The 19554-nt window shown below is 32.3% G+C and carries 23 protein-coding genes; 4 read left to right on the top strand and 19 right to left on the bottom strand.

The window, feature by feature from the left end; genetic code table 11:
• Window positions 1-57: 57 nt before the first annotated feature.
• From AC5M21_RS11370 to AC5M21_RS11320, 11 genes are all read right to left on the bottom strand, one after another.
• Window positions 58-975 carry a dihydroorotate dehydrogenase gene (locus AC5M21_RS11370; protein WP_008789775.1) on the bottom strand — a complete coding sequence of 306 codons (918 nt, stop codon included), beginning with the start codon at window positions 973-975 and terminating at the stop codon, window positions 58-60.
• Complete coding sequence (locus AC5M21_RS11365) at window positions 968-1726, bottom strand: dihydroorotate dehydrogenase electron transfer subunit (protein WP_008789776.1); 759 nt, start codon at window positions 1724-1726, stop codon at window positions 968-970. Before AC5M21_RS11365 ends, AC5M21_RS11370 begins: the two co-directional genes overlap by 8 nt.
• Window positions 1726-3000 (bottom strand): dihydroorotase, encoded by a 1275-nt coding sequence (locus AC5M21_RS11360; protein ID WP_008789777.1) that lies wholly within the window; start codon window positions 2998-3000, stop codon window positions 1726-1728. Before AC5M21_RS11360 ends, AC5M21_RS11365 begins: the two co-directional genes overlap by 1 nt.
• Window positions 2993-3865, bottom strand: a complete 873-nt coding sequence (locus AC5M21_RS11355; protein ID WP_008789778.1) for an aspartate carbamoyltransferase catalytic subunit — start codon at window positions 3863-3865, stop codon at window positions 2993-2995. Before AC5M21_RS11355 ends, AC5M21_RS11360 begins: the two co-directional genes overlap by 8 nt.
• Before the next feature lie 112 nt (window positions 3866-3977).
• Window positions 3978-4463: a pantetheine-phosphate adenylyltransferase gene (coaD, locus tag AC5M21_RS11350; protein WP_008789779.1), complete on the bottom strand. Its 486-nt coding sequence runs from the start codon at window positions 4461-4463 to the stop codon at window positions 3978-3980.
• Between the two features lie 3 nt (window positions 4464-4466).
• Window positions 4467-5018, bottom strand: a complete 552-nt coding sequence (gene rsmD / locus AC5M21_RS11345; RefSeq protein WP_008789780.1) for a 16S rRNA (guanine(966)-N(2))-methyltransferase RsmD — start codon at window positions 5016-5018, stop codon at window positions 4467-4469.
• 7 nt (window positions 5019-5025) lie between these two features.
• Window positions 5026-5373, bottom strand: a complete 348-nt coding sequence (locus tag AC5M21_RS11340; RefSeq protein WP_008789781.1) for a YlbF/YmcA family competence regulator — start codon at window positions 5371-5373, stop codon at window positions 5026-5028.
• An 8-nt stretch (window positions 5374-5381) separates the two neighbouring features.
• Window positions 5382-5543: a YlbE-like family protein gene (locus AC5M21_RS11335; protein WP_236916455.1), complete on the bottom strand. Its 162-nt coding sequence runs from the start codon at window positions 5541-5543 to the stop codon at window positions 5382-5384.
• 13 nt (window positions 5544-5556) lie between these two features.
• Entirely contained in the window at window positions 5557-5865 is a 309-nt protein-coding gene (gene ylbD, locus AC5M21_RS11330) for a spore coat protein YlbD (protein WP_017143749.1), read from the bottom strand.
• A 31-nt stretch (window positions 5866-5896) separates the two neighbouring features.
• Window positions 5897-7108 (bottom strand): FtsW/RodA/SpoVE family cell cycle protein, encoded by a 1212-nt coding sequence (locus tag AC5M21_RS11325; protein ID WP_008789784.1) that lies wholly within the window; start codon window positions 7106-7108, stop codon window positions 5897-5899.
• A complete protein-coding gene (locus AC5M21_RS11320) occupies window positions 7105-7365 on the bottom strand; it encodes a UPF0223 family protein (RefSeq protein ID WP_008789785.1) in 261 nt (86 codons plus the stop codon). The genes AC5M21_RS11325 and AC5M21_RS11320 overlap by 4 nt, the downstream gene beginning before the upstream one ends.
• A gap of 122 nt (window positions 7366-7487) precedes the next feature.
• Here AC5M21_RS11320 and AC5M21_RS11315 point away from each other — a divergent pair, with 122 nt between their 5' ends.
• A complete protein-coding gene (locus AC5M21_RS11315) occupies window positions 7488-7700 on the top strand; it encodes a hypothetical protein (protein ID WP_008789786.1) in 213 nt (70 codons plus the stop codon).
• A 73-nt stretch (window positions 7701-7773) separates the two neighbouring features.
• Complete coding sequence (gene def, locus AC5M21_RS11310; RefSeq protein WP_008789787.1) at window positions 7774-8343, top strand: peptide deformylase; 570 nt, start codon at window positions 7774-7776, stop codon at window positions 8341-8343.
• A 427-nt stretch (window positions 8344-8770) separates the two neighbouring features.
• Here the strand turns inward: def and AC5M21_RS11305 are convergent, their stop codons facing one another.
• Complete coding sequence (locus AC5M21_RS11305; RefSeq protein WP_008789788.1) at window positions 8771-10054, bottom strand: O-acetylhomoserine aminocarboxypropyltransferase/cysteine synthase family protein; 1284 nt, start codon at window positions 10052-10054, stop codon at window positions 8771-8773.
• A 203-nt stretch (window positions 10055-10257) separates the two neighbouring features.
• Window positions 10258-10683 carry a hypothetical protein gene (locus AC5M21_RS11300; RefSeq protein WP_008789789.1) on the bottom strand — a complete coding sequence of 142 codons (426 nt, stop codon included), beginning with the start codon at window positions 10681-10683 and terminating at the stop codon, window positions 10258-10260.
• Between the two features lie 113 nt (window positions 10684-10796).
• On the opposite strand from AC5M21_RS11300, the gene AC5M21_RS11295 reads away from it, so the two are divergent.
• Both AC5M21_RS11295 and AC5M21_RS11290 read left to right on the top strand, forming a co-directional pair.
• Window positions 10797-11222: a spore coat protein CotJB gene (locus AC5M21_RS11295; RefSeq protein WP_017143752.1), complete on the top strand. Its 426-nt coding sequence runs from the start codon at window positions 10797-10799 to the stop codon at window positions 11220-11222.
• Window positions 11223-11239: 17 nt separating this feature from the next.
• Window positions 11240-11821, top strand: coding sequence for a manganese catalase family protein (locus tag AC5M21_RS11290; protein ID WP_008789791.1), 582 nt, complete (start codon window positions 11240-11242; stop codon window positions 11819-11821).
• Between the two features lie 42 nt (window positions 11822-11863).
• Here the strand turns inward: AC5M21_RS11290 and AC5M21_RS11285 are convergent, their stop codons facing one another.
• The 6 genes from AC5M21_RS11285 to AC5M21_RS11260 all read right to left on the bottom strand — a co-directional run bounded on the left by AC5M21_RS11285 (window position 11864) and on the right by AC5M21_RS11260 (window position 19504).
• A complete protein-coding gene (locus tag AC5M21_RS11285; protein ID WP_008789792.1) occupies window positions 11864-12340 on the bottom strand; it encodes a hypothetical protein in 477 nt (158 codons plus the stop codon).
• Complete coding sequence (galU, locus tag AC5M21_RS11280; RefSeq protein ID WP_008789793.1) at window positions 12340-13233, bottom strand: UTP--glucose-1-phosphate uridylyltransferase GalU; 894 nt, start codon at window positions 13231-13233, stop codon at window positions 12340-12342. Before galU ends, AC5M21_RS11285 begins: the two co-directional genes overlap by 1 nt.
• Window positions 13234-13244: 11 nt before the next feature.
• On the bottom strand, window positions 13245-13886 hold the full coding sequence (locus AC5M21_RS11275; protein ID WP_008789794.1) for a rhomboid family intramembrane serine protease: 642 nt from the start codon (window positions 13884-13886) through the stop codon (window positions 13245-13247).
• Between the two features lies 1 nt (window position 13887).
• Entirely contained in the window at window positions 13888-14880 is a 993-nt protein-coding gene (locus AC5M21_RS11270) for a DNA-processing protein DprA (RefSeq protein ID WP_008789795.1), read from the bottom strand.
• A gap of 254 nt (window positions 14881-15134) precedes the next feature.
• The gene (ppdK, locus tag AC5M21_RS11265) at window positions 15135-17768 is read right to left on the bottom strand and encodes a pyruvate, phosphate dikinase (protein WP_008789796.1); all 2634 of its coding nucleotides are present in this window, start codon (window positions 17766-17768) and stop codon (window positions 15135-15137) included.
• Between the two features lie 173 nt (window positions 17769-17941).
• Window positions 17942-19504, bottom strand: coding sequence for a DEAD/DEAH box helicase (locus AC5M21_RS11260; RefSeq protein WP_008789797.1), 1563 nt, complete (start codon window positions 19502-19504; stop codon window positions 17942-17944).
• Between the last annotated feature and the right edge of the window lie 50 nt (window positions 19505-19554).

Genomic DNA, 19554 nt, shown 5'->3' with positions numbered 1-19554 from the left:
GGAATCCCTATTTTTCAATAGTTATTCCTTTATCCTCCACTCTTGACACAGAGCCTCTTAATATTGATGAGATTTCCCTACAATTTCATTAATATCTTTAATACCCATTTCATCTAAGATATCATTCATCTCCTGAATAATTTTTGGACAAGCATATGGATCAACAAGATTTTGACATCCTACAGCAACAGCATTTGCTCCAGCTATCATCATTTCAATCGCATCTTTGCCACTTGAGATTCCACCCATTCCAATAATAGGTATAGAAACAGCTTGTGAAACTTGATAAACCATTCTTAAAGCAACAGGAAAAATTGCTGGGCCACTATATCCACCAGTTTTATTAGCAATAACCGGTTTTCCAGTTTTTAGGTCGAAGCGCATACCAATCATCGTATTAATCATAGTAATCCCATCTGCACCTGCTTCTTCAACAGCCAATGCCATAGCTACAATATCAGTAACATTTGGAGATAATTTGACATAAACAGGCTTACTGCTTACAGCTTTCACTGCTCTTGTCACCTCAGCAGCCATTTCTGGATTCGTTCCAAATTGAATTCCTCCACAATGAACGTTGGGGCAAGAAATATTTAATTCTAAGGCTCCTACTTTATCATGAGCAGATAAACGTTTGGCTGTTTCTACATAATCATCAATTGCGCTTCCACCAATATTCGCAATCACTTTATCATTGTACAATGGACGTAATTTTTCCAATTCTTCATTAATAACTGCATCAACCCCAGGGTTTTGCAGACCAATAGCATTTAACATACCGCTAGGTCCTTCAGCAATTCTTGGTAAAGGATTTCCAAAGCGAGGTTCTAGTGTTGTGCCTTTTAGCATCATTGACCCCAAAATATTAATATCATAAAATTTAGTAAACTCATAACCAAAGCCAAATGTTCCACTTGCTGGAATGACAGGATTCTTCATATCTAATCCTGGTAGATTCACTCTTAAATTAGCCATTAACAATCACCTCACTCGAATGCAAAATCGGTCCTTCTACACAAATTCTTTTATATGGTTTTGTTTTGGTCTTGCAAGAACATCCCATACAGGCTCCAAATCCACATCCCATTCGTGCTTCAAATGAAAGATAGCCATTATCAGGATACTTTTCAACCAAAGCATCTAACATTTTTTCAGGACCACATGTATAATAAACATCCATATCAAATAGTTGCTGTTGTAAAACATCAACGACAGTTCCTTTTGTCCCTAAACTACCATCCATTGTAGCAACATATGTTGGACACAATTTCTCAAATTCTTCTTTATAAAACACATCATTTTGGCTATTGAAACCTAATATAGCTGTTACTTTAACTCCCTTTGCCAATAAATCTTTTGTTAATTTATACATAGGTGGAACACCTAGTCCGCCACCAATGACAACTGCTGTCTGATGATCCAAATCAATAAAACCATTACCTAAACCAGTTAAACAATCCAATTGATCTCCAACTTCCTTTTTTGAAAGTATTCGAGTTCCTTCACCAACTACCCTAAAAATAATTGTAATATGAGACTCATCATAATCACAGATACTCATTGGTCTTCTTAAATAAGGCTGTAATGAATCTGTGATTTTAATATTAATGAATTGCCCAGGTGCCTTAATATAGCTGGCAGCCTCACCTTCCAAAACCATTTCATAAACATCTTTAACAAGTTCTTTTTTAGAAAGAATAGTCATCATTCCTTGATAATTTGCCATTAAAATCCCCCCACTTCCACTAATTTTCCATTCATAATATTTGCTACAATCTGTCCTTGACAACGAACCCCAATAAATGGTGTATTTATAGATTTAGACTGAATATCCGTCTCTTTTATCTCGAACTCTTTATCCAGATCGACAATACACAAATTAGCCACATCACCAATATCAACTGTTCCTTTTAATCTTAAAACATGTGCTGGCCCTATTGTTAACGCATCCAGAATTGTTTCTAATGATACCAAATTCTTCTTCACTAAATAAGTATACAAAAGTGGGAAAGCATGTTGAATACCAATAATCCCAAATGGAGCATCTTGAATTGGTCGCTCTTTTTCTTCTCGGGCATGAGGCGCATGATCAGTTGCAATCACTTTGATTGTATGATCATTTAATCCTCGAATTAAAGCAGCATGATCTTCAATTGAGCGCAACGGCGGATTCATCTTATAGTTTGGATGACAATCTTTAATATTCTCTTCTGTTAAAATTAAATGATGTGGAGAGACTTCTCCAGACACAGGTAATCCATCTTCTTTAGCTTGTCGTAAGAGTTCTACTGTTTCTTTAGTTGAAATATGGCAGACATGATATCTGTTTTTATAAATCTTGACAATTCCTAAATCACGTGCCACCTGCTGATATTCAGAAGCACTGTTGATACCAATTAAATGATGCTCTTTTGCATACTTTCCATCATGAATACTTCCCCCATGAAGTTCACTCTCATCTTCACAGTGAGCAACGATGATTGAATCTATATTGCTTGCAAGCTGCATTGCCAGTTCCATCATCTCATCACTTTGAACACCTTTTCCATCATCTGAAAAGCCTAAAACAATATCTTCTTCAACAATATGTGCCATATCTACTAATTCTTGACCTTTAAGATCTTTTGTAATAGCACTATATGTATAAACATTTACATAAGCATCTTTTTCCACACGCTTTTGAAAATCTTGAATTGTTTCTATATCATCCATACATGGGAAAGTATTAGCCATTGCTACAATTGTCCCATAACCACCATATAATGCACTTAAACTTCCTGTTGCAATCGTCTCTTTATGTTCGAATCCAGGTTCTCTTAAATGCGTATGAATATCTATAAAATTATGCGAAACCATTTTTCCTTTTAAATCATATGTACAAATATCAGTTTGTATATCTGGAGCAATTTCTTTAATTTTCCCATCAATAATTAATATATCTGTATTCTCAAATTTTTGATTTCTATATAAAGAAGCATTCTTTAATAAATAACTATTCATTCTCTAACACCTCATGAATCATCGCCATTCTTATAAACACACCATTATGCATTTGTCTAAAAATGCGACTCTTTCCACTTTCTACAAGTTCATCTTTAATTTCAACATCTCTATTTATAGGAGCAGGATGCATAAGAATTGCAGTCTCTTTTAATCGTTTATATCGTTCTAATGATAAACCATAAATGCGATGATAGTTTTCTTTAGAAAAGTTTTCATCACCAGCATGTCGTTCATGTTGAACACGTAATAACATAACAACATCCATATCTTCAATAACATCATCAAAATCAACATAGTTATAACCATCTTGCTTATATTCTAAAGGACCAGATGTATAAACTTGCATACCTAATCTTTGCATAACATCATAGTTAGAATGAGCCACTCTTGAATGTAAGATATCTCCTACAATAACAACTTTCAATCCTTCAAAACAACCAAACTCTTCCTTAATTGTCATTAAATCTAACAGCGACTGTGAAGGATGATTCCCTTTTCCATCACCTGCATTTAAAATAGGAATATGAATACCTTCTAATTGCTTATAATAATCATCATCAGTATGTCTAATAACCAAAGCATCACAACCTATACTTTCAAATAATTTACATGTATCATACAAAGTCTCACCCTTTTTTAAACTAGAGTTATTGGCTTCAAAATTCTGTGTACGGCATCCTAAATTCCCAGCTGCCATGTCAAAACTATAATGTGTTCGTGTTGATGGTTCAAAAAACAAATTAGCAACAACTTTTTTTTGATGATAATCAACAGTTTTTCCATTTTTAAATGCAATGGCTTCATCAATTAAATGATGAATTTGTTCTAAACTCAAATCACTCAAATTCACAATATTCTTCATGTCCTTCTCCTCTCAAAAAAAATATACCTCAGAAGGTATATTGATTCTCCATGAATAGATATACCCTTATCTTTAATATCATATCAAATGTATAATATTTTGACAATTTATTCTACTCATTTCTTTTTGTTTTTAATGCTTTTTCTACAATGTGTGGTACTAAACCAGAAACACTATGATGATGTGAAGCTATTTCTTTTACTGATGATGAAGAAATAAAAGAATGATTTGGTCTTGTCATTAAAAAAACCATATCCACACTATCATCTAAATATTGATTAGAAAAAGCTAGCTGTAACTCATACTCAAAATCCATTGTCGCACGCAACCCTCTAACTAACACACTTGCTCCAACTTTTTTAGCATATTGAACTGCCAATGCTTCGCTACTATCAACAGTCACATTAGCAAACTGAGATGTCACTTCTTTTAACAGAGTTAATCTTTCTTCTAATGTAAACATTGTCTGTTTAGATGGGTTGTTAAAAATAGTCACGTATAAATGATCATACATGCGACTTGCACGTTCTATAATATCTAAATGTCCATTCGTAACTGGATCAAACGTTCCAGCATATACTGCTTTGATATTTTTCATTCCTTACTCCTCATATACAATTATCTGCAAAGTTGTAATTCCATAAGATTGCTGTTTTTTCAATACAAATGGTTCTTTTATTTCAATCGTTTCTTCATTTAAATCCTCAATAACAAGTATGCACCCTTTTTTTAGCATACAGTTTTCAACCAGAAAATCAAGTATTTTCTGACTTATTTTCAAGCCATATGGTGGATCTAAGAAAACCAAATCAAAGTGAATATTCTGATTTGCAAACTGCTGCAATGCTTTTTGATAATCCATCTTGTAAACATGAGCAGCATCTTGAATCTTTAAAGTTTGAATATTTTCTTTAATCGTAGCAAAAGCCTTATATTGTTTATCAACACTATAAAGTTCATCCATTCCTCTACTGATAGCTTCAATCCCTAAACCACCACTTCCTCCAAATAAATCTAAACAGACTCCACCATCAAAAAATGGTCCAATCATATTAAATAAATTTTCCTTATTCTTATCTGTTGTTGGTCTTGTCAATTTAGAATCCACGCTTTTTAATTGTCTACTTTTAAATTTACCTGCTATAACTCTCATAATAACCTCATAATGTCAACTGATGAAAAGATAATTCATCACTTATACCTTGAAAAATGATTTCTGTAACCTTTTCTAATAAATCATTTAAGGCATAATAACTTTGATAATAAGATTGAATCTGAGGGTGCTCAAACAATTCTTTTTTTACTTCTTTTAACTGCTCTTTTAAATCATCAGAAGTCATATAGTTCTGATATTGTTTCACCCTCAAATAATCTTCCTGTAACATTTGATGCCTTGATAACAGCAATACTATTTTTTCATCGTGTAGTTTTTTTTCAGATTGTAAATATTGTTGAAAAATTTCATCAACACAAATAGCTTCTATTAATTCATCTATTTCTTTATACATTGTTTCTCCTATAATAACATTTCAATCATTTGCAGCATTGTTCCAACTTTTTCAATACGATCAGCAAATGTTAATTTGTTCTCAACTTTATATTGTTCTATCATTGTTGGAAATTCTTGTGGATATCGTGAAAGAATTAAATACCATTTCGGATGTAATCTTAAATACATCCGAATTTCATCATTAATCATCATACCATTGTTTCTGTTGAGGTTTTTGATCATCTTTCACAACAAATCCACTCACTAAATCTAAAATCTTTTGAATACCATCAAAACTTTTTGATAATGCATTCAAATCCACATTCTTAACAATATCTAATATACCGCTTAAATCCATCTGTGGCTTTTTATAAGGATCCCACATTTTATCATTTTCACCATATAAAACATAGAATTCATATAATTGCTGCCAAGTATAGCGCCCACTCACGACATCATCTTTTACTGATGGTATCGTTCTAACAAACGCTTTAAAATCATCTATTTCCATATTCTCACCCATATTAGAATATGCCAAAAGTCTAGATTTGTTCTTTTAAAGTATCACGATTATATTTTGCAATAATAGATTGTGCTATTCCAACGCCTATCATAGCTGCCCACGTTGATGAACCACCCGATGATATTAATAGCAAAGGAACACCAGTCATTGGAATCAATCCTGATACGCCTCCCACATTAACAACCAGATGTGTAAAGAAATATATTCCAACACCATATAATATCAATTTGCTTTTGGTTTCTTTAACTTTCATACCATATTGAAACATTTTATATATAATAATACAGTATGGAATCAAAAATAACATAAATCCTGCCAATCCCAATTCTTCATATATAATTGGAGCTATAAAGTCATTGTGTGATTCTGGTATGTATCCATATTTTTGACGTGATGCTCCAAACCCTTTTCCAAACAATCCCCCCGCAGTAAAAGCAATAAGAGCATTTGTCAACTGCCAACCATCATTTTGAACATCATATAATGGGTTCAACCATGTATAAATACGCCCTAACTGGTGAGGTTTTAAAATAAACGCTGCTCCAAAAAGGACCATAACACCAAAAATTAATAAAATAATTAATGCAAGTTTTTTATATTTAGAGTAATACGGTCTTGGAGTTATAAAGAATAATACCATACAAACAAAAGCCAAAATCAATGCACTTCCTAAATCTTTTTGGACAAATGCTCCAATAGCAAATGCAAAAATAATAGCCATAATAGGTTTAGCAACACAATACATAAATTTTCTTTGCTGTAAAACTTCACGTTTAGATTTAGATATATTTTTAGGTATCTGACAAAACTCTTCCATCTCACCAAAATGAAAAGATAAAAAGAGAATCATAAAAATTTTCATAAACTCTGCTGGTTGAATTGTAAAAGAACCAAAACGAATCCAGGCATGAGATCCTTTGACGGCAGTAAATGCCAAACACGAAAGCATTAATGCGATTCCAATAAAATAAAGAATCCATGTAGAACCAGAATTCACCCAGCTCTTTTTAAAGCAACGTGTTAAAAAAATCATAAAACAAAAACCAGTAACAACAAATATAATTTGCTTAACCATATTAATTGTTGCATACGCAGCTCCCATAGAAGCTGTTTGACCAACTGATGCACTTCCAATCATAACAATCCCAAAAATAGTTAAAATAACAACACATGCATAAACAGTTTTATCAACACCCCGACTTTTAAATATCCTTCTTAATAAAGTAATCATCGCATGTCAATCCAATCACTGTCTTTTGATCTTTGAAACACTTTATATATAGAATAATGTGATACTCTTTCAAATTCAGCATCAATTTTCTTCTGTTCACTTTTTGAATCTACAACCATCGTAAAACGACGATAACACTCCTTAAATTCTTTTTGAGAAATTCCTTCCTCATAAGCTTTCTCAACTGCATTATATAATGACATCACATCAATAATGTCTTGGGTACTCCAATAAGGATCCAATGGATAATCATACATGTCTCTCACTTCCTTGTCTTAACCATTATACATGATATCTAAAAAAAATAAAATAAGAATTGGGTAGAAACACTAGCAATTTTGTAAAACAGGAATATGTTAAATTGAAAGGAGGGAATTCAATGAACTCTTGTTATAACTATGGAGGTTGCGGATGCAATAGCTATATGCCAACATTTCCTTGTAACCCATTCGGTTGTGGTGGATGTGGATGTCAATCATTCAACAACTGTGGATGTGGCGGATTCGGTGGCGGAAGCGGATGCACTTGGTTTGCTATTGTATTAGTTGTCTTCTTATTACTCATCATCTGTGGATGTACTAAAATCTGTTAATTTAAGAAAAATATGCTAGAATCTAGCATATTTTTTATTTTTATGATAGAATAATTCAGCGAGGTGAAAGTAAATGTTATTAATGAAAGATATAATTGATGATCATCATCCTTTGATTCGTGAGATTTCACAACCTGTTGAAATGCCTATATGTCAAGAAGATGAACAATTATTGCTAGATATGCATGAATTCTTAGTGAATTCGCAAGATGAAGAAATGTCTGAAAAGTATCATCTTCGTCCCGCTGTTGGAATAGCAGCTGTTCAAGTTGGAGTTTTAAAAAGAATGTGTGCCATTCATGTTCTATCATATGATGACGATGGAAATATTTCAAAAGCAGATGATTATGCATTGGTTAACCCTAAAATCGTTTCTTATACTGAAAAAGGATCATACCTTAAAGATGGAGAAGGCTGCTTAAGTGTCAATGATGATGTTGAAGGATTGGTCCCTAGGCATGCCAAAGTCACTGTAAAAGGCTATGATGTCTTAACACATAAAAATGTAACAATTGTTGCTAGAGGATATTTGTCAATTTGTTTACAACATGAATTAGATCATTTCGATGGAAAACTCTTCTATGATCGTATTAACAAAGAAAATCCGAAAGCACCAATTCCTAATGCTATGGTTATTGAATAATATAAAGACTCTTATCTGCTTAAGCAGAATACAAGAGTCTTTTTTATTATTTAATTTTTTGTCATTACTTTCATATATATTGAGCGGAAATAAATACTTAATCATCACTATCCAAGCAATCAATATATTGCAATCCAAATGTTAAGCAGCACAAATTAAAAATAATTGTATGAGAACTTATTTTGTCCATAAAACCTCTTTCAACTTTTTTCATTCCTGCCACGTATAGCCTTCTATCCTTTCTTTTTGAGATACACTTTCATATTTACATTATAAACTGCATACCTTCCTTCTAATAATGGCTATTTTTATTTTTTCGTAGCATTTATATATTAAATATGCTCTTTCATTAAAGCTTATAATAATTTATAACAAAAAAGATGACTCATTATGAAATAAATCACCTTACTTTATTAACCATTTCTATTTATTCAGTCTCAATTTTATCAAATACTTGTTTCAAATCATCAATCAAATCAATTGGGTTTTCTAACCCAACAGAAATACGAATTGTTCCTTGTTGAACTCCGCCTGCTAGTCGTTCCTCTTCACTCATTTGTGCATGTGTTGTTGAAGCTGGATGTGTTAATAAACTTCTTGAATCTGCAAAATTTGTTACATGAGTAAAAAGTTTAATATTATTAATAACTGTCTTCCCACCAGCTAAACCGCCTTTTACACCAAATGTAAACAATCCCCCAAACCCACGTGGGAAATATTTTTGACATAATTCATAAGAATCATGATCTTCTAGTTCAGCATAACTCACCCATTCTACTGCTTTTGATGTCTTTAAAAATTGCGCAACCTTTCTAGAATTCGAAACATGTTTATCCATACGTAAGGATAATGTTTCCAAACCCAACAATGTCATATAAGCATTAAATGGTGACATACATCCCCCTAAATCTCTTAATGTTTTCGCAATCATTTTTGTACACAAAGCACCTTCGTTCATATCAGCATAAATAATATCATGATAAGCTTTGTCAGGTGTAGTAAACAATGGATAGCGCTCGTTATGCCAATCAAATTTTCCACTGTCAACAACGATTCCACCCATGACATTTCCATGACCAGCAATATATTTTGTTGTAGAATAAACAACAATATCAGCGCCATGAAGAATTGGTTGGAATAGATATGGTGTTGGTGTTGTATTATCTACAACAAACAATAATTGATGTTTTTTACATATTGTACTAATGGCTTCAAAATCAAGCATATCACCATTGGGATTTCCAACAGCTTCTACAAAAATCATCTTTGTCTTTTCATTGATCAATGATTCCATTTGTTCTAAATCTCGAGGATTCACAAAATGAGAATGAAATCCCATTCCTGTCATCGTTCCTGATAAAGAACCAATTGTACCACCATAAAGATTATTTGCTGCAATAATCTCATCTCCCGATTGACAAACAGTCATGATTAAGCCCATGATGGCAGCAGTTCCAGATGAAAATGCAACAGCACCTACTCCACCATCTAAAGCCGCCATTCTTTGTTGTAAAACATCTACTGTTGGATTAGACAAACGTGAATAAAAATATCCCCCTTCTTCTAATGCAAATATATTTCTTGCCTGATCAGCATCATCAAACGTAAAAGCATTTGATAAACATAACGATACACCAGTTGCTTTAGTCACTGGATCAGGTTTTTGTCCAGCATGAATTTGTAATGTGTCAAATTGATAATTCTTGTTCATTTTATTATCCCCCTTTGTTTTAAGTATTTTACCATACCTTTATTACAAAAAAAAGAGCATTAAATTTTTTATTTCTTTTTTAGCAATAAATCTTTTATTTCCTTTAAAAATTATACTCAATTGTAGATAATTTCAATTAGAAAGCTATTTAAAATGAAAGACTACAAAAAAAGGAAAGTTATCTTTCCTCTATACTATGCTTATTAATAATAATGATTACAAACATTGACCATATCTTCTATATAAGTGCGACCATCTGAAATGATATCATCACTTAAAACACACTTTGAAAGCAACCCTTTTTTACAAGAATATGTTTCTCTCATTAAAGGTAAATCTTGTTTTTGACATAATTCAATAATTTGATCCATTTGTTTATTTTTCAAACAGAACAAATTAAATAATGCAACATTTCTAATATATTGCCTTGATAATTTACAAATAAATTCTTCTAATTCCTTATCTTTCAAACAAGGATATTCCTCAAACCCAATTACCAGTAAATCAATTTCTTCATGAAAATTAAAATCAGTCATAGGTTTTGCATAAGTACGTGCATATCTTGCCATGTCTTCAGCAAGTAATTTTGCTTCTTTACAATGAGTTGTATATACGACCTGTACTCTCATATGACCACCCTTTCCATCTCACCTTATTATAATGACATAATATGAACTGAAAATAAACATTTGTCCTTATCATTAAAAAAAGAATTGAATAGTGTAAAGAGAAGGAGGTTTTTATGAACATTTTTCAAGACAATCAGAATTGTTTTCAACCCTATTTTATGAACAACGCAATACAACAAGAAAAAAATCCTAAACTATTCGATCCACAAGAAGCTATCATGTTAGGTAATTTATTTAAAGATCTATATATGACTTATAATGGATTTTCTAACTACTGTTTACAACCACAGAATCGTAGACAACAAGCTTTATTAGAAGTACAAATGTATGGATTTGTTGCTCATGAAATAAACTTGTATCTTGATATGCATCCAAATAACCAAAGAATGGTAGAATTATATACTGAATATGCTAAAAAAACAAAAGAAGCTACAGCTGCTTATGAAAAAGAATTTGGACCATTATCTGTACAAGATACACCAAACAAAACCCCATTTGAATGGGTTCAAGGTCCTTGGCCTTGGGAATATCAAAACTAAAAGGAGGAATTTATTGAATGTGGGCTTATAGCAAAAAATTGCAATATCCTGTCTCTATAAAGAATAAAGATTTATCGATGGCAAAATATATTATTACTCAATTTGGTGGTCCAAACGGAGAGTTAGGAGCTTCACTACGTTATCTTACACAAAGGTACGCTATGCCAGATGATAAAGGAAAAGCTTTATTAACTGATATAGGAAGTGAAGAACTTGGCCATATGGAAATGGTTTCATCAATGGTGCATCAGCTAACTGCTGGAGCAACAATGGAAGAAATAAAGGCAGCTGGATTAGAAGCAAACTATACTGAACATGGTGTTTCTCTCTATCCAACAGATGCCAATGGTGTGCCATTTACAGTTCAATACTTTGCAGTTACTGGTGATCCAGTGGCAGATATAGCAGAAGATCTAGCTGCTGAGCAAAAAGCGAGGGCGACTTACGAACATCTCATGGATTTAACTAATGACCCAGATTTATTAGCACCTCTTTCTTTCTTGCGACAACGCGAAATTATCCACTATGCAAGATTTAAAGAGTTATATGATGAATATGTTAAAAAATATTATCAACCTGATTTTAATCAAAACTGCTAAAGAGGATGTTACACATCCTCTTCTCTTTATTTTATATCATCATTATTGTGATTGCTGATATGCAATAAACAATCCTAATACAGCAATAATTGTTGTAAATAAATCTTCTACAAAAAGACTCTTACAACCTGTCACAAATAAATCAATCAAATTTAAATGTTGGAGTCCTACTCCTAATTGTTGTAATGGCAAATACATCATTGTCATTTCACCAACTATGAAACAGACAAGCGTCACACACACACTCACAATAGCAACCTGTTGAGAACGCACACCTGCAATTCTTGTCACTGCCATAGCAATAACATATCCACAAATCAAATAAAATATTGATGACGTTATACGCAATGTTGAAATGACAACACCTAAGATGATTCCAACTGCTATCGCTACTACAAGACCACCTAAAATTGTTTTCACCCATTGAGAAGAATCTAGAAATTGATCATTATTTGATCTAAAGTATTTCTTTGCTTCTTGTTTTTCTTGATATTCCTTAAACTTATCCTGGAATGACATTATTCTTCACCTGCAATTTCTTTAATATATTCAAGCACCTGATTATGCAATTCATCTCTATCTAAAGCAAAATCAATAGTTGCTTTGATAAACCCAAATTTATCACCAACATCATAACGAACACCTTCAAAATCATAAGCATAGACTGCCTGACGATCCATTAAACGCTTAATTGCATCAGTTAATTGTACTTCTCCTCCAGCACCAGATTCTTGAGTTTCTAGTAACTCAAATATTTCAGGAGTCAATACATATCTACCTAAAACAGCCATTTGGCTTGGCGATTTATCAATTTCTGGTTTTTCAACCATACTAGACAATTTCACAAGCCTTCCTTCATGACTATGCATCCTATCAAGTTCAACAATTCCATATTTACAAACATCTTCTTTAGCAACTGTTTGTACACCAACAACAGAAGATTTTGTTTGTTCATAAGCATCAATTAATTGCTTTAAAGCAGGCTTACTATTTTTATTGACAACAACATCATCACCCAATAAAACTGCAAATGGTTCTTCACCAATAAAAGTCTTTGCACACAAAATAGCATGTCCTAATCCCTTTGGTTCTTTTTGCCTTATATAGTATATATTCGCCAAATTAGCTATATCTCTAATTAATTTCACTTGTTTATCTTTTCCAGAAGCTTTCAATCTTTCTTCCAATTCATAATTCACATCAAAATGATTTTCCATTGCATGCTTATTACTATTTGTTATAACAAGGACTTCCTCAATTCCACTTGCTACTGCTTCTTCAATAATATATTGAATTGTAGGAATATCTACAATTGGTAACATCTCTTTTGCTAAAGCTTTTGTCGCCGGTAAAAACCTTGTTCCTAAACCAGCAGCTGGAATAACTGCTTTTCTCACTTTTTGACTTTTCATAATATTCTCCTTTAATTAACCAAATCACTATATTTTGATTTTTTCTTATATGTATGAATATGTAATATAATATATGTAGCAATAAATCCTCCAATCATACCAGCAACATGACCTGATAATGATATGGATGGAACAACAACGGATATGAACAGCATCAATAACAGATTGGGTGCCAATTGTCTAAAAACATCCAAAAAGATATCCCGATATTTAAGTGCCAATGCTCCTAATGCTCCAATTAAGCCAAAAATCACACCACTAATACCACCACTGACTGTATTGGCCTCAAAACCATTTATCAGGTACAATAAATAAGGCAACCCTGTTGTTGCAAGAGCACTAATGAATAGTACAATGCAATACTTTTTAGGTTTCAATGATGATTCAATAAACATTCCTATTCCATATAATGAATAACAATTAACTGCAATATGAATAATTCCAAAATGAATAAAATTAGCAGTTATCAAACGATAATATTCATGATTTAATTGAACAAAAACAGGATTATATCCACCAAAAGCCATTCCTTCATAAACATTCATTTCTTCACCATAAAGTAAAAATGAAATGACATAAATAACAACACACAAAGCAATAAGAACAGATGTAACAGGTGCTCTTTTATATTGTTTTAATAATTGGTTTTTCATATTATTCATCCAGAAACTCATAAATAGACATTTGATCTATTAGAATCTCTTCTTCCTCCTCAACAACTTCATTCTTTTCAACAATTTGATCTAAAGTTAATAAAGATAGTATATCTTCATAAGTCACTTTAATCGCTCCCATTTCAAGCAATCTAATATTTCCATTATACCTATCATCATCCAATACCAATTGCTTAGTCCAGTGATAATGGAAGTTCTGTATAGTGGTAAACCACACACCCCCACTATTGATATGACTTGCTGTAATAAACTGCAGTTCACTTAATCCACACACATAGATATTTCTGTCTAAAGCATTCGTCACATTAAAATAAGCAAATGGATCAACTGCACTCATCAATACAAGTTTACCCTCTCTAATTGGTTTTGCATACGTTTTTTTCTTATCAAACATATGATCACTCACAAAACAAACTGCCTTTCCACCTAATTGTAAATGAACTTTTAACGCATAAGCATCAATGCCTTTCAAACCACTAGAAACTAAAGTTCGCTCTTCATCATAGATTTTTGTAACTAAATTCTTAGAAAAAGAATGTAATCTTTTCTCTACATTCTGCGGTCCCACAATAGAAACCATATTATGAGCAAGTGATAAATCACCAACATAATATAAGAATAATGGAGCTCTTTTTTTCAAAGAAGTCGCTAAACAGCTTGGATAATTCCCTTCATATTTTGTTGTTATGTAAATTCCTTCATTTTCTAAATTTGCTAAAGCAAACATTAAATCATTTAACGTTGATAATCTTGAAATCATTTTATATGCTATATATTCATCAATACCCAATATTTGAATCAATGTATCTTTATTCATTCCAAATAATTTAGAAGGCGACTTTTTTGATGAACTTTTCAATTTTTTCTCTACATCATACCATTCATCTTGTGTTAAGGGAGCAGTATTGTCTACAACTAAGTCACCACAAAATAAAAGAACTGCCATACTATCTAAATTTAATTGAATTCGCATTATATCCACCTACACTTTGTTAGATATTATAACATAGTTCTGACATACAGTCGATATGATATAAATAATATTTCTTATTATATAATAAATGAAATGAATAAAAAATACCAAGCAGAAGTATTGCGCAACTCTCATATCTATAAGATATAATTTTTATGATATTTTCAGATTTCAGAATACTCCTATATTTTCATAAAAATTATACAACTAAAAAAAGACGTATCACAAAAGGATACATCTTTTTATATCGTTTTTTATTCTCCCATTTTTTCTTTAACAGCAGCTTGAGCAGCAGCTAAACGAGCTAATGGTACACGGAATGGAGAACATGAAACATATGATAACCCCAATCTATGGCAGAATTCTACCGAACTTGCTTCACCACCATGTTCACCACAGATACCTAATTTAATATCTGGACGTGTTTGTCTACCTTTTTCAACAGCAATTTTCATTAATTGTCCAACACCTTCTTGGTCAACTTTTGCAAATGGATCTGCTTCAAAGATTTGTTTAGAATAGTAATCATCCAAGAATTTAGCAGCATCGTCACGGCTAAATCCATAAGTCATTTGTGTTAAATCGTTTGTTCCAAAACTGAAGAATTCAGCTTCTTCTGCAATTTTATCAGCAGTTAAAGCAGCTCTTGGAATTTCAATCATTGTACCAACTTTGTATGGTAAATCAACTCCTGCTTCTTTAATAATACTATCTGCAGTATCAGTAACAACTTTTTTAACATATTGTAATTCCTTAATATCTCCAACAAGTGGAATCATAATTTCAGGAATTACATTTTGACCTTCTTGGTTTGCAGCAATTGCAGCTTCAATAACTGCTCTTGTTTGCATTTCAGCAATTTCAGGATAAGTAACTGCTAAACGACAACCTCTATGACCCATCATTGGATTGAATTCTTTTAATGATTCAACACGTGCTTTTAAAGCATCAAAAGTCATTCCTAAACTTTCAGCTAAAGGTCTAATTTCATCATCAGTATGAGGTAAGAATTCATGTAAAGGTGGATCTAAGAAACGGATTGTGACTGGATAGATTTCCATAGCTTTAAATAATTCTCTAAAATCTGATCTTTGGTAAGGCAAGATTTTTTCTAATGCTTCTTTTCTTGCTTCTACTGTTTCTGCAGTAATCATACGTCTAAAGTTGAAAATTCTTTCTTCTTCAAAGAACATATGTTCAGTTCTACATAAACCGATACCTTCAGCACCAAATTTACGTGCTTGTAATGCATCTCTAGGAGTGTCTGCATTTGTTCTTACTTTCAATGTACGAACTTCATCAGCCCATTCCATGAAAGTTTCGAAATCACCACTAATTTCTGGTTCAACAGTTTTGATTTGTTCACCATAAACATGACCAGTGCTTCCATCTAATGACATATAATCACCTTCATGATATTTTTTACCATCAGGTGTTGTTAATATTTTTGTTTCTTCATCAATCTTTAATGAACCACATCCACATACACAGCAAGTTCCCATACCTCTTGCAACAACTGCAGCATGTGATGTCATACCACCACGGATTGTTAAGATACCATGAGCAATATTCATACCTTCAATATCTTCTGGAGATGTCTCAAGACGAACTAACAAGATATCCTGAACACCATTTTTATGAGCTTCGATAACGTCTTCAGCAGTGAAATAAATACGTCCAGTTGCAGCTCCAGGAGATGCAGCTAAACCTGTTGCAACAACATGTGCACAACGTAAAGAAACATCATCAAAATTAGGATGTAACAATTGATCTAATTGCTTAGGTTCAACCTTTAATAAAGCTTCTTCTTTTGTAATCATACCTTCTTGCACTAAATCTACAGCAATTTTTAATGCGGCAGCAGCAGTTCTCTTACCATTACGTGTTTGAAGCATGAACAATTTACCATCTTCAATTGTAAATTCCATATCTTGCATGTCTTTATAGTGATCTTCAAGAACTTTATTGATTTTTACAAACTCATCATAACAATGAGGCATAACTTCCTTCAAAGTATCAATTGTTTGTGGTGTACGAATACCAGCCACAACATCTTCACCTTGAGCGTTCATTAAATATTCACCATATAATTTCTTTTCACCAGTTGCTGGGTTTCTTGTAAATGCAACACCTGTACCAGAAGTTTCACCACGATTACCATAAACCATTTCCTGAACATTAACAGCAGTTCCCCAGCTACCTGGGATATCGTTCAAACGTCTATAAGTAATAGCACGGTCATTGTTCCATGATCTAAATACAGCCTTAATTGATTCCATCATTTGTTCTTTTGGATCTTGAGGGAAATCAACACCAGCATGTTTTTTGTATTCAGCTTTGTAAATTTCAACAACTTCCATCAAATCTTCAGCAGTTAATTCTGTATCAAATTCAATATTTTTTTCTTCTTTAACTTTATCAAACATTCTTTCAAATGAACTTTTTGGGAATCCCATAACAACATCAGCAAACATTTGAATAAAACGACGATAACTATCGTATACAAAACGTGGGTTATTTGTTGCTGTTGCAAACTCTTTTGCAACTTCATCATTTAAACCTAAGTTCAAAACTGTATCCATCATACCAGGCATTGATGCTCTTGCACCTGATCTTACAGAAACAAGAAGCGGATTTGCAGCATCTCCCATTTTCTTACCTGTAATTTTTTCAAGTTCAGCAAGTTTTTCATAAACTTGTTCTTCGATTTCTTTAGAAATCACTTTTCCGTCTTCATAGTATTTAGTACAAGCTTCTGTAGTGACAGTAAACCCTTGAGGTACTGGTAAACCAATGTTAGTCATTTCAGCTAAGTTAGCACCTTTACCACCAAGTAGGTTTTTCATGTCTTTGTTACCTTCACTAAATAGGTAGACATATTTTTCCATTTCTATTCCTCCTTTATTACTACTTTATCTATTATACACTATGTGAGTGCTTACATTCAACCTTTAATTGCCTGAATTTGTGAAAAAAAGAACAGAGTCATTTCGACATCTGTTCTGCTATTTTAAATTATGCTTAATATATCATTGGAATTTAGATTTAAACAAAAAATAAATTATCTATCGCTTGCGTACTCTAATTGTACACGACGTTGATTTAACTTTTGTTTTTGACATCCTTTTATTGCTTTATGACTCACTTTTGGTTTGATATCAACAAAAGTGAATTTTCTTTTAATTGTAATATCGCCAATATCACTGCTCTTAATTTTTCCATACTTCGTTAAGAATTCAATAACATCTTTAACATTAATTCTATCCATTGAACCACAAGTCATAAAAACACGGTCATATTGTGATCCAGCAGATGTTTCTTCCTGATAATCAAAACCAACACGTTGTTGATAACACATTGATAATAATGTTGCCATAACATCTGTTCTCATATCATGAGGAATATCTTTAATAGTATCCATAAAAACATCCTTATGAGATTTTAACATTTCTTCCTGTACATCAAATAATAACTCTTTTATTTTTTGATCAAATATTTCTTGATTTGAAGGAACATCTAATTTTTCAATATGACTATTTGTTCTTTTTTGGATAGACATTAAGAAATTCTTTTCTCGATTGGTAACAAGTGAATAAGCTTCACCTTTTTTATTTGCTCTACCAGTTCTTCCAATTCTATGAATATATAATTCTTCATCTTGTGGCATTTCATAATTAATAACATGTGAAATGTTATCGACATCAATTCCTCTAGCTGCCACATCTGTAGCAACCAAATATTGAATATGTCCACTCTTAAATCTTTTTAATGTATTCGTACGTTGATTTTGTGATAAATCACCATGCATTGCCTCAACATCATAATGTTTCTGTTGCATTGAAGCAACAACTTCATCAACACTTCTTTTTGTTTTACAGAAAATGATTGTATTTTCCATTTGTCTTGAATCTAAGATTCTACATAATGTTTCAAATTTATTTGTTGGTCTTGTTTCAAAATAATATTGAGAAACTGTAGAAGCTGTTTTTGTTTTTGATTTGATTTGAATATGCATATAATCATCCTGCATATAATTGCTCGCAATCTTTTTGATTGTTGCTGGCATAGTTGCAGAAAATAAAACTGTTTGTTTATTATCTGGTGTTGCTTTCAAGATTGTTTCAATGTCTTCAACAAATCCCATATTCAGCATTTCATCAGCTTCATCTAATACCATAAAATCAATATTATTAATTTTCAAAACACGACGACGCATCAAATCCTGCACACGTCCAGGTGTTCCTACAACGATATCTGCACCACGTTTTAAATCTTTGATTTGTCTTTCAATATCACTTCCACCAAAAACACTGACAATCGATAAATTTGTACATTTGCCAATTCTTTTTAATTCTTCATGAATTTGCAATGCCAATTCACGTGTTGGTGATAAAATCAAAGCTTTAACATGTTTACCTTCTTTTTGTATTTTTGATAACAAAACACTCCCAAAAGCCAATGTTTTTCCTGTCCCAGTTTGTGCCTGCCCAATAATATCCTGTCCTTCTAGTAAAACTGGTATTGATTTTTCTTGAATAGGTGAAGGACTCACATATCCCATCATCTCAATCCCTTTTAATACATCACTTGATAACCCTAAATCTTTAAATGTTACTTTATTCATAATTTCCTTCTTTCTTTGCTTACGTATCTATTGTATTGTTTTATCCACTT

This window comes from Coprobacillus sp., assembly GCF_984815275.1.
Note: the sequence above shows the minus strand (reverse complement) of the source record. Positions and strands in the feature narration are given on the sequence as shown.

What these genes read in the sequence shown, in the direction of transcription:
- AC5M21_RS11365 (WP_008789776.1), bottom strand. Translation starts at nt 1,726, where the DNA reads ATGGCAAATTATCAAGGAATGATGACTATTCTTTCTAAAAAAGAACTT.
- ylbD (WP_017143749.1), bottom strand. Translation starts at nt 5,865, where the DNA reads ATGGAAATAGATGATTTTAAAGCGTTTGTTAGAACGATACCATCAGTA.
- AC5M21_RS11260 (WP_008789797.1), bottom strand. Translation starts at nt 19,504, where the DNA reads ATGAATAAAGTAACATTTAAAGATTTAGGGTTATCAAGTGATGTATTA.
- def (WP_008789787.1), top strand. Translation starts at nt 7,774, where the DNA reads ATGTTATTAATGAAAGATATAATTGATGATCATCATCCTTTGATTCGT.
- coaD (WP_008789779.1), bottom strand. Translation starts at nt 4,463, where the DNA reads ATGAAAAATATCAAAGCAGTATATGCTGGAACGTTTGATCCAGTTACG.
- AC5M21_RS11275 (WP_008789794.1), bottom strand. Translation starts at nt 13,886, where the DNA reads ATGAAAAACCAATTATTAAAACAATATAAAAGAGCACCTGTTACATCT.
- AC5M21_RS11335 (WP_236916455.1), bottom strand. Translation starts at nt 5,543, where the DNA reads ATGTATTTAAGATTACATCCGAAATGGTATTTAATTCTTTCACGATAT.
- AC5M21_RS11320 (WP_008789785.1), bottom strand. Translation starts at nt 7,365, where the DNA reads ATGTATGATTATCCATTGGATCCTTATTGGAGTACCCAAGACATTATT.
- AC5M21_RS11295 (WP_017143752.1), top strand. Translation starts at nt 10,797, where the DNA reads ATGAACATTTTTCAAGACAATCAGAATTGTTTTCAACCCTATTTTATG.
- AC5M21_RS11355 (WP_008789778.1), bottom strand. Translation starts at nt 3,865, where the DNA reads ATGAAGAATATTGTGAATTTGAGTGATTTGAGTTTAGAACAAATTCAT.
- AC5M21_RS11340 (WP_008789781.1), bottom strand. Translation starts at nt 5,373, where the DNA reads ATGTATAAAGAAATAGATGAATTAATAGAAGCTATTTGTGTTGATGAA.
- AC5M21_RS11325 (WP_008789784.1), bottom strand. Translation starts at nt 7,108, where the DNA reads ATGATTACTTTATTAAGAAGGATATTTAAAAGTCGGGGTGTTGATAAA.
- AC5M21_RS11285 (WP_008789792.1), bottom strand. Translation starts at nt 12,340, where the DNA reads ATGTCATTCCAGGATAAGTTTAAGGAATATCAAGAAAAACAAGAAGCA.
- ppdK (WP_008789796.1), bottom strand. Translation starts at nt 17,768, where the DNA reads ATGGAAAAATATGTCTACCTATTTAGTGAAGGTAACAAAGACATGAAA.
- AC5M21_RS11300 (WP_008789789.1), bottom strand. Translation starts at nt 10,683, where the DNA reads ATGAGAGTACAGGTCGTATATACAACTCATTGTAAAGAAGCAAAATTA.
- AC5M21_RS11315 (WP_008789786.1), top strand. Translation starts at nt 7,488, where the DNA reads ATGAACTCTTGTTATAACTATGGAGGTTGCGGATGCAATAGCTATATG.
- AC5M21_RS11370 (WP_008789775.1), bottom strand. Translation starts at nt 975, where the DNA reads ATGGCTAATTTAAGAGTGAATCTACCAGGATTAGATATGAAGAATCCT.
- AC5M21_RS11360 (WP_008789777.1), bottom strand. Translation starts at nt 3,000, where the DNA reads ATGAATAGTTATTTATTAAAGAATGCTTCTTTATATAGAAATCAAAAA.
- galU (WP_008789793.1), bottom strand. Translation starts at nt 13,233, where the DNA reads ATGAAAAGTCAAAAAGTGAGAAAAGCAGTTATTCCAGCTGCTGGTTTA.
- rsmD (WP_008789780.1), bottom strand. Translation starts at nt 5,018, where the DNA reads ATGAGAGTTATAGCAGGTAAATTTAAAAGTAGACAATTAAAAAGCGTG.
- AC5M21_RS11270 (WP_008789795.1), bottom strand. Translation starts at nt 14,880, where the DNA reads ATGCGAATTCAATTAAATTTAGATAGTATGGCAGTTCTTTTATTTTGT.
- AC5M21_RS11305 (WP_008789788.1), bottom strand. Translation starts at nt 10,054, where the DNA reads ATGAACAAGAATTATCAATTTGACACATTACAAATTCATGCTGGACAA.
- AC5M21_RS11290 (WP_008789791.1), top strand. Translation starts at nt 11,240, where the DNA reads ATGTGGGCTTATAGCAAAAAATTGCAATATCCTGTCTCTATAAAGAAT.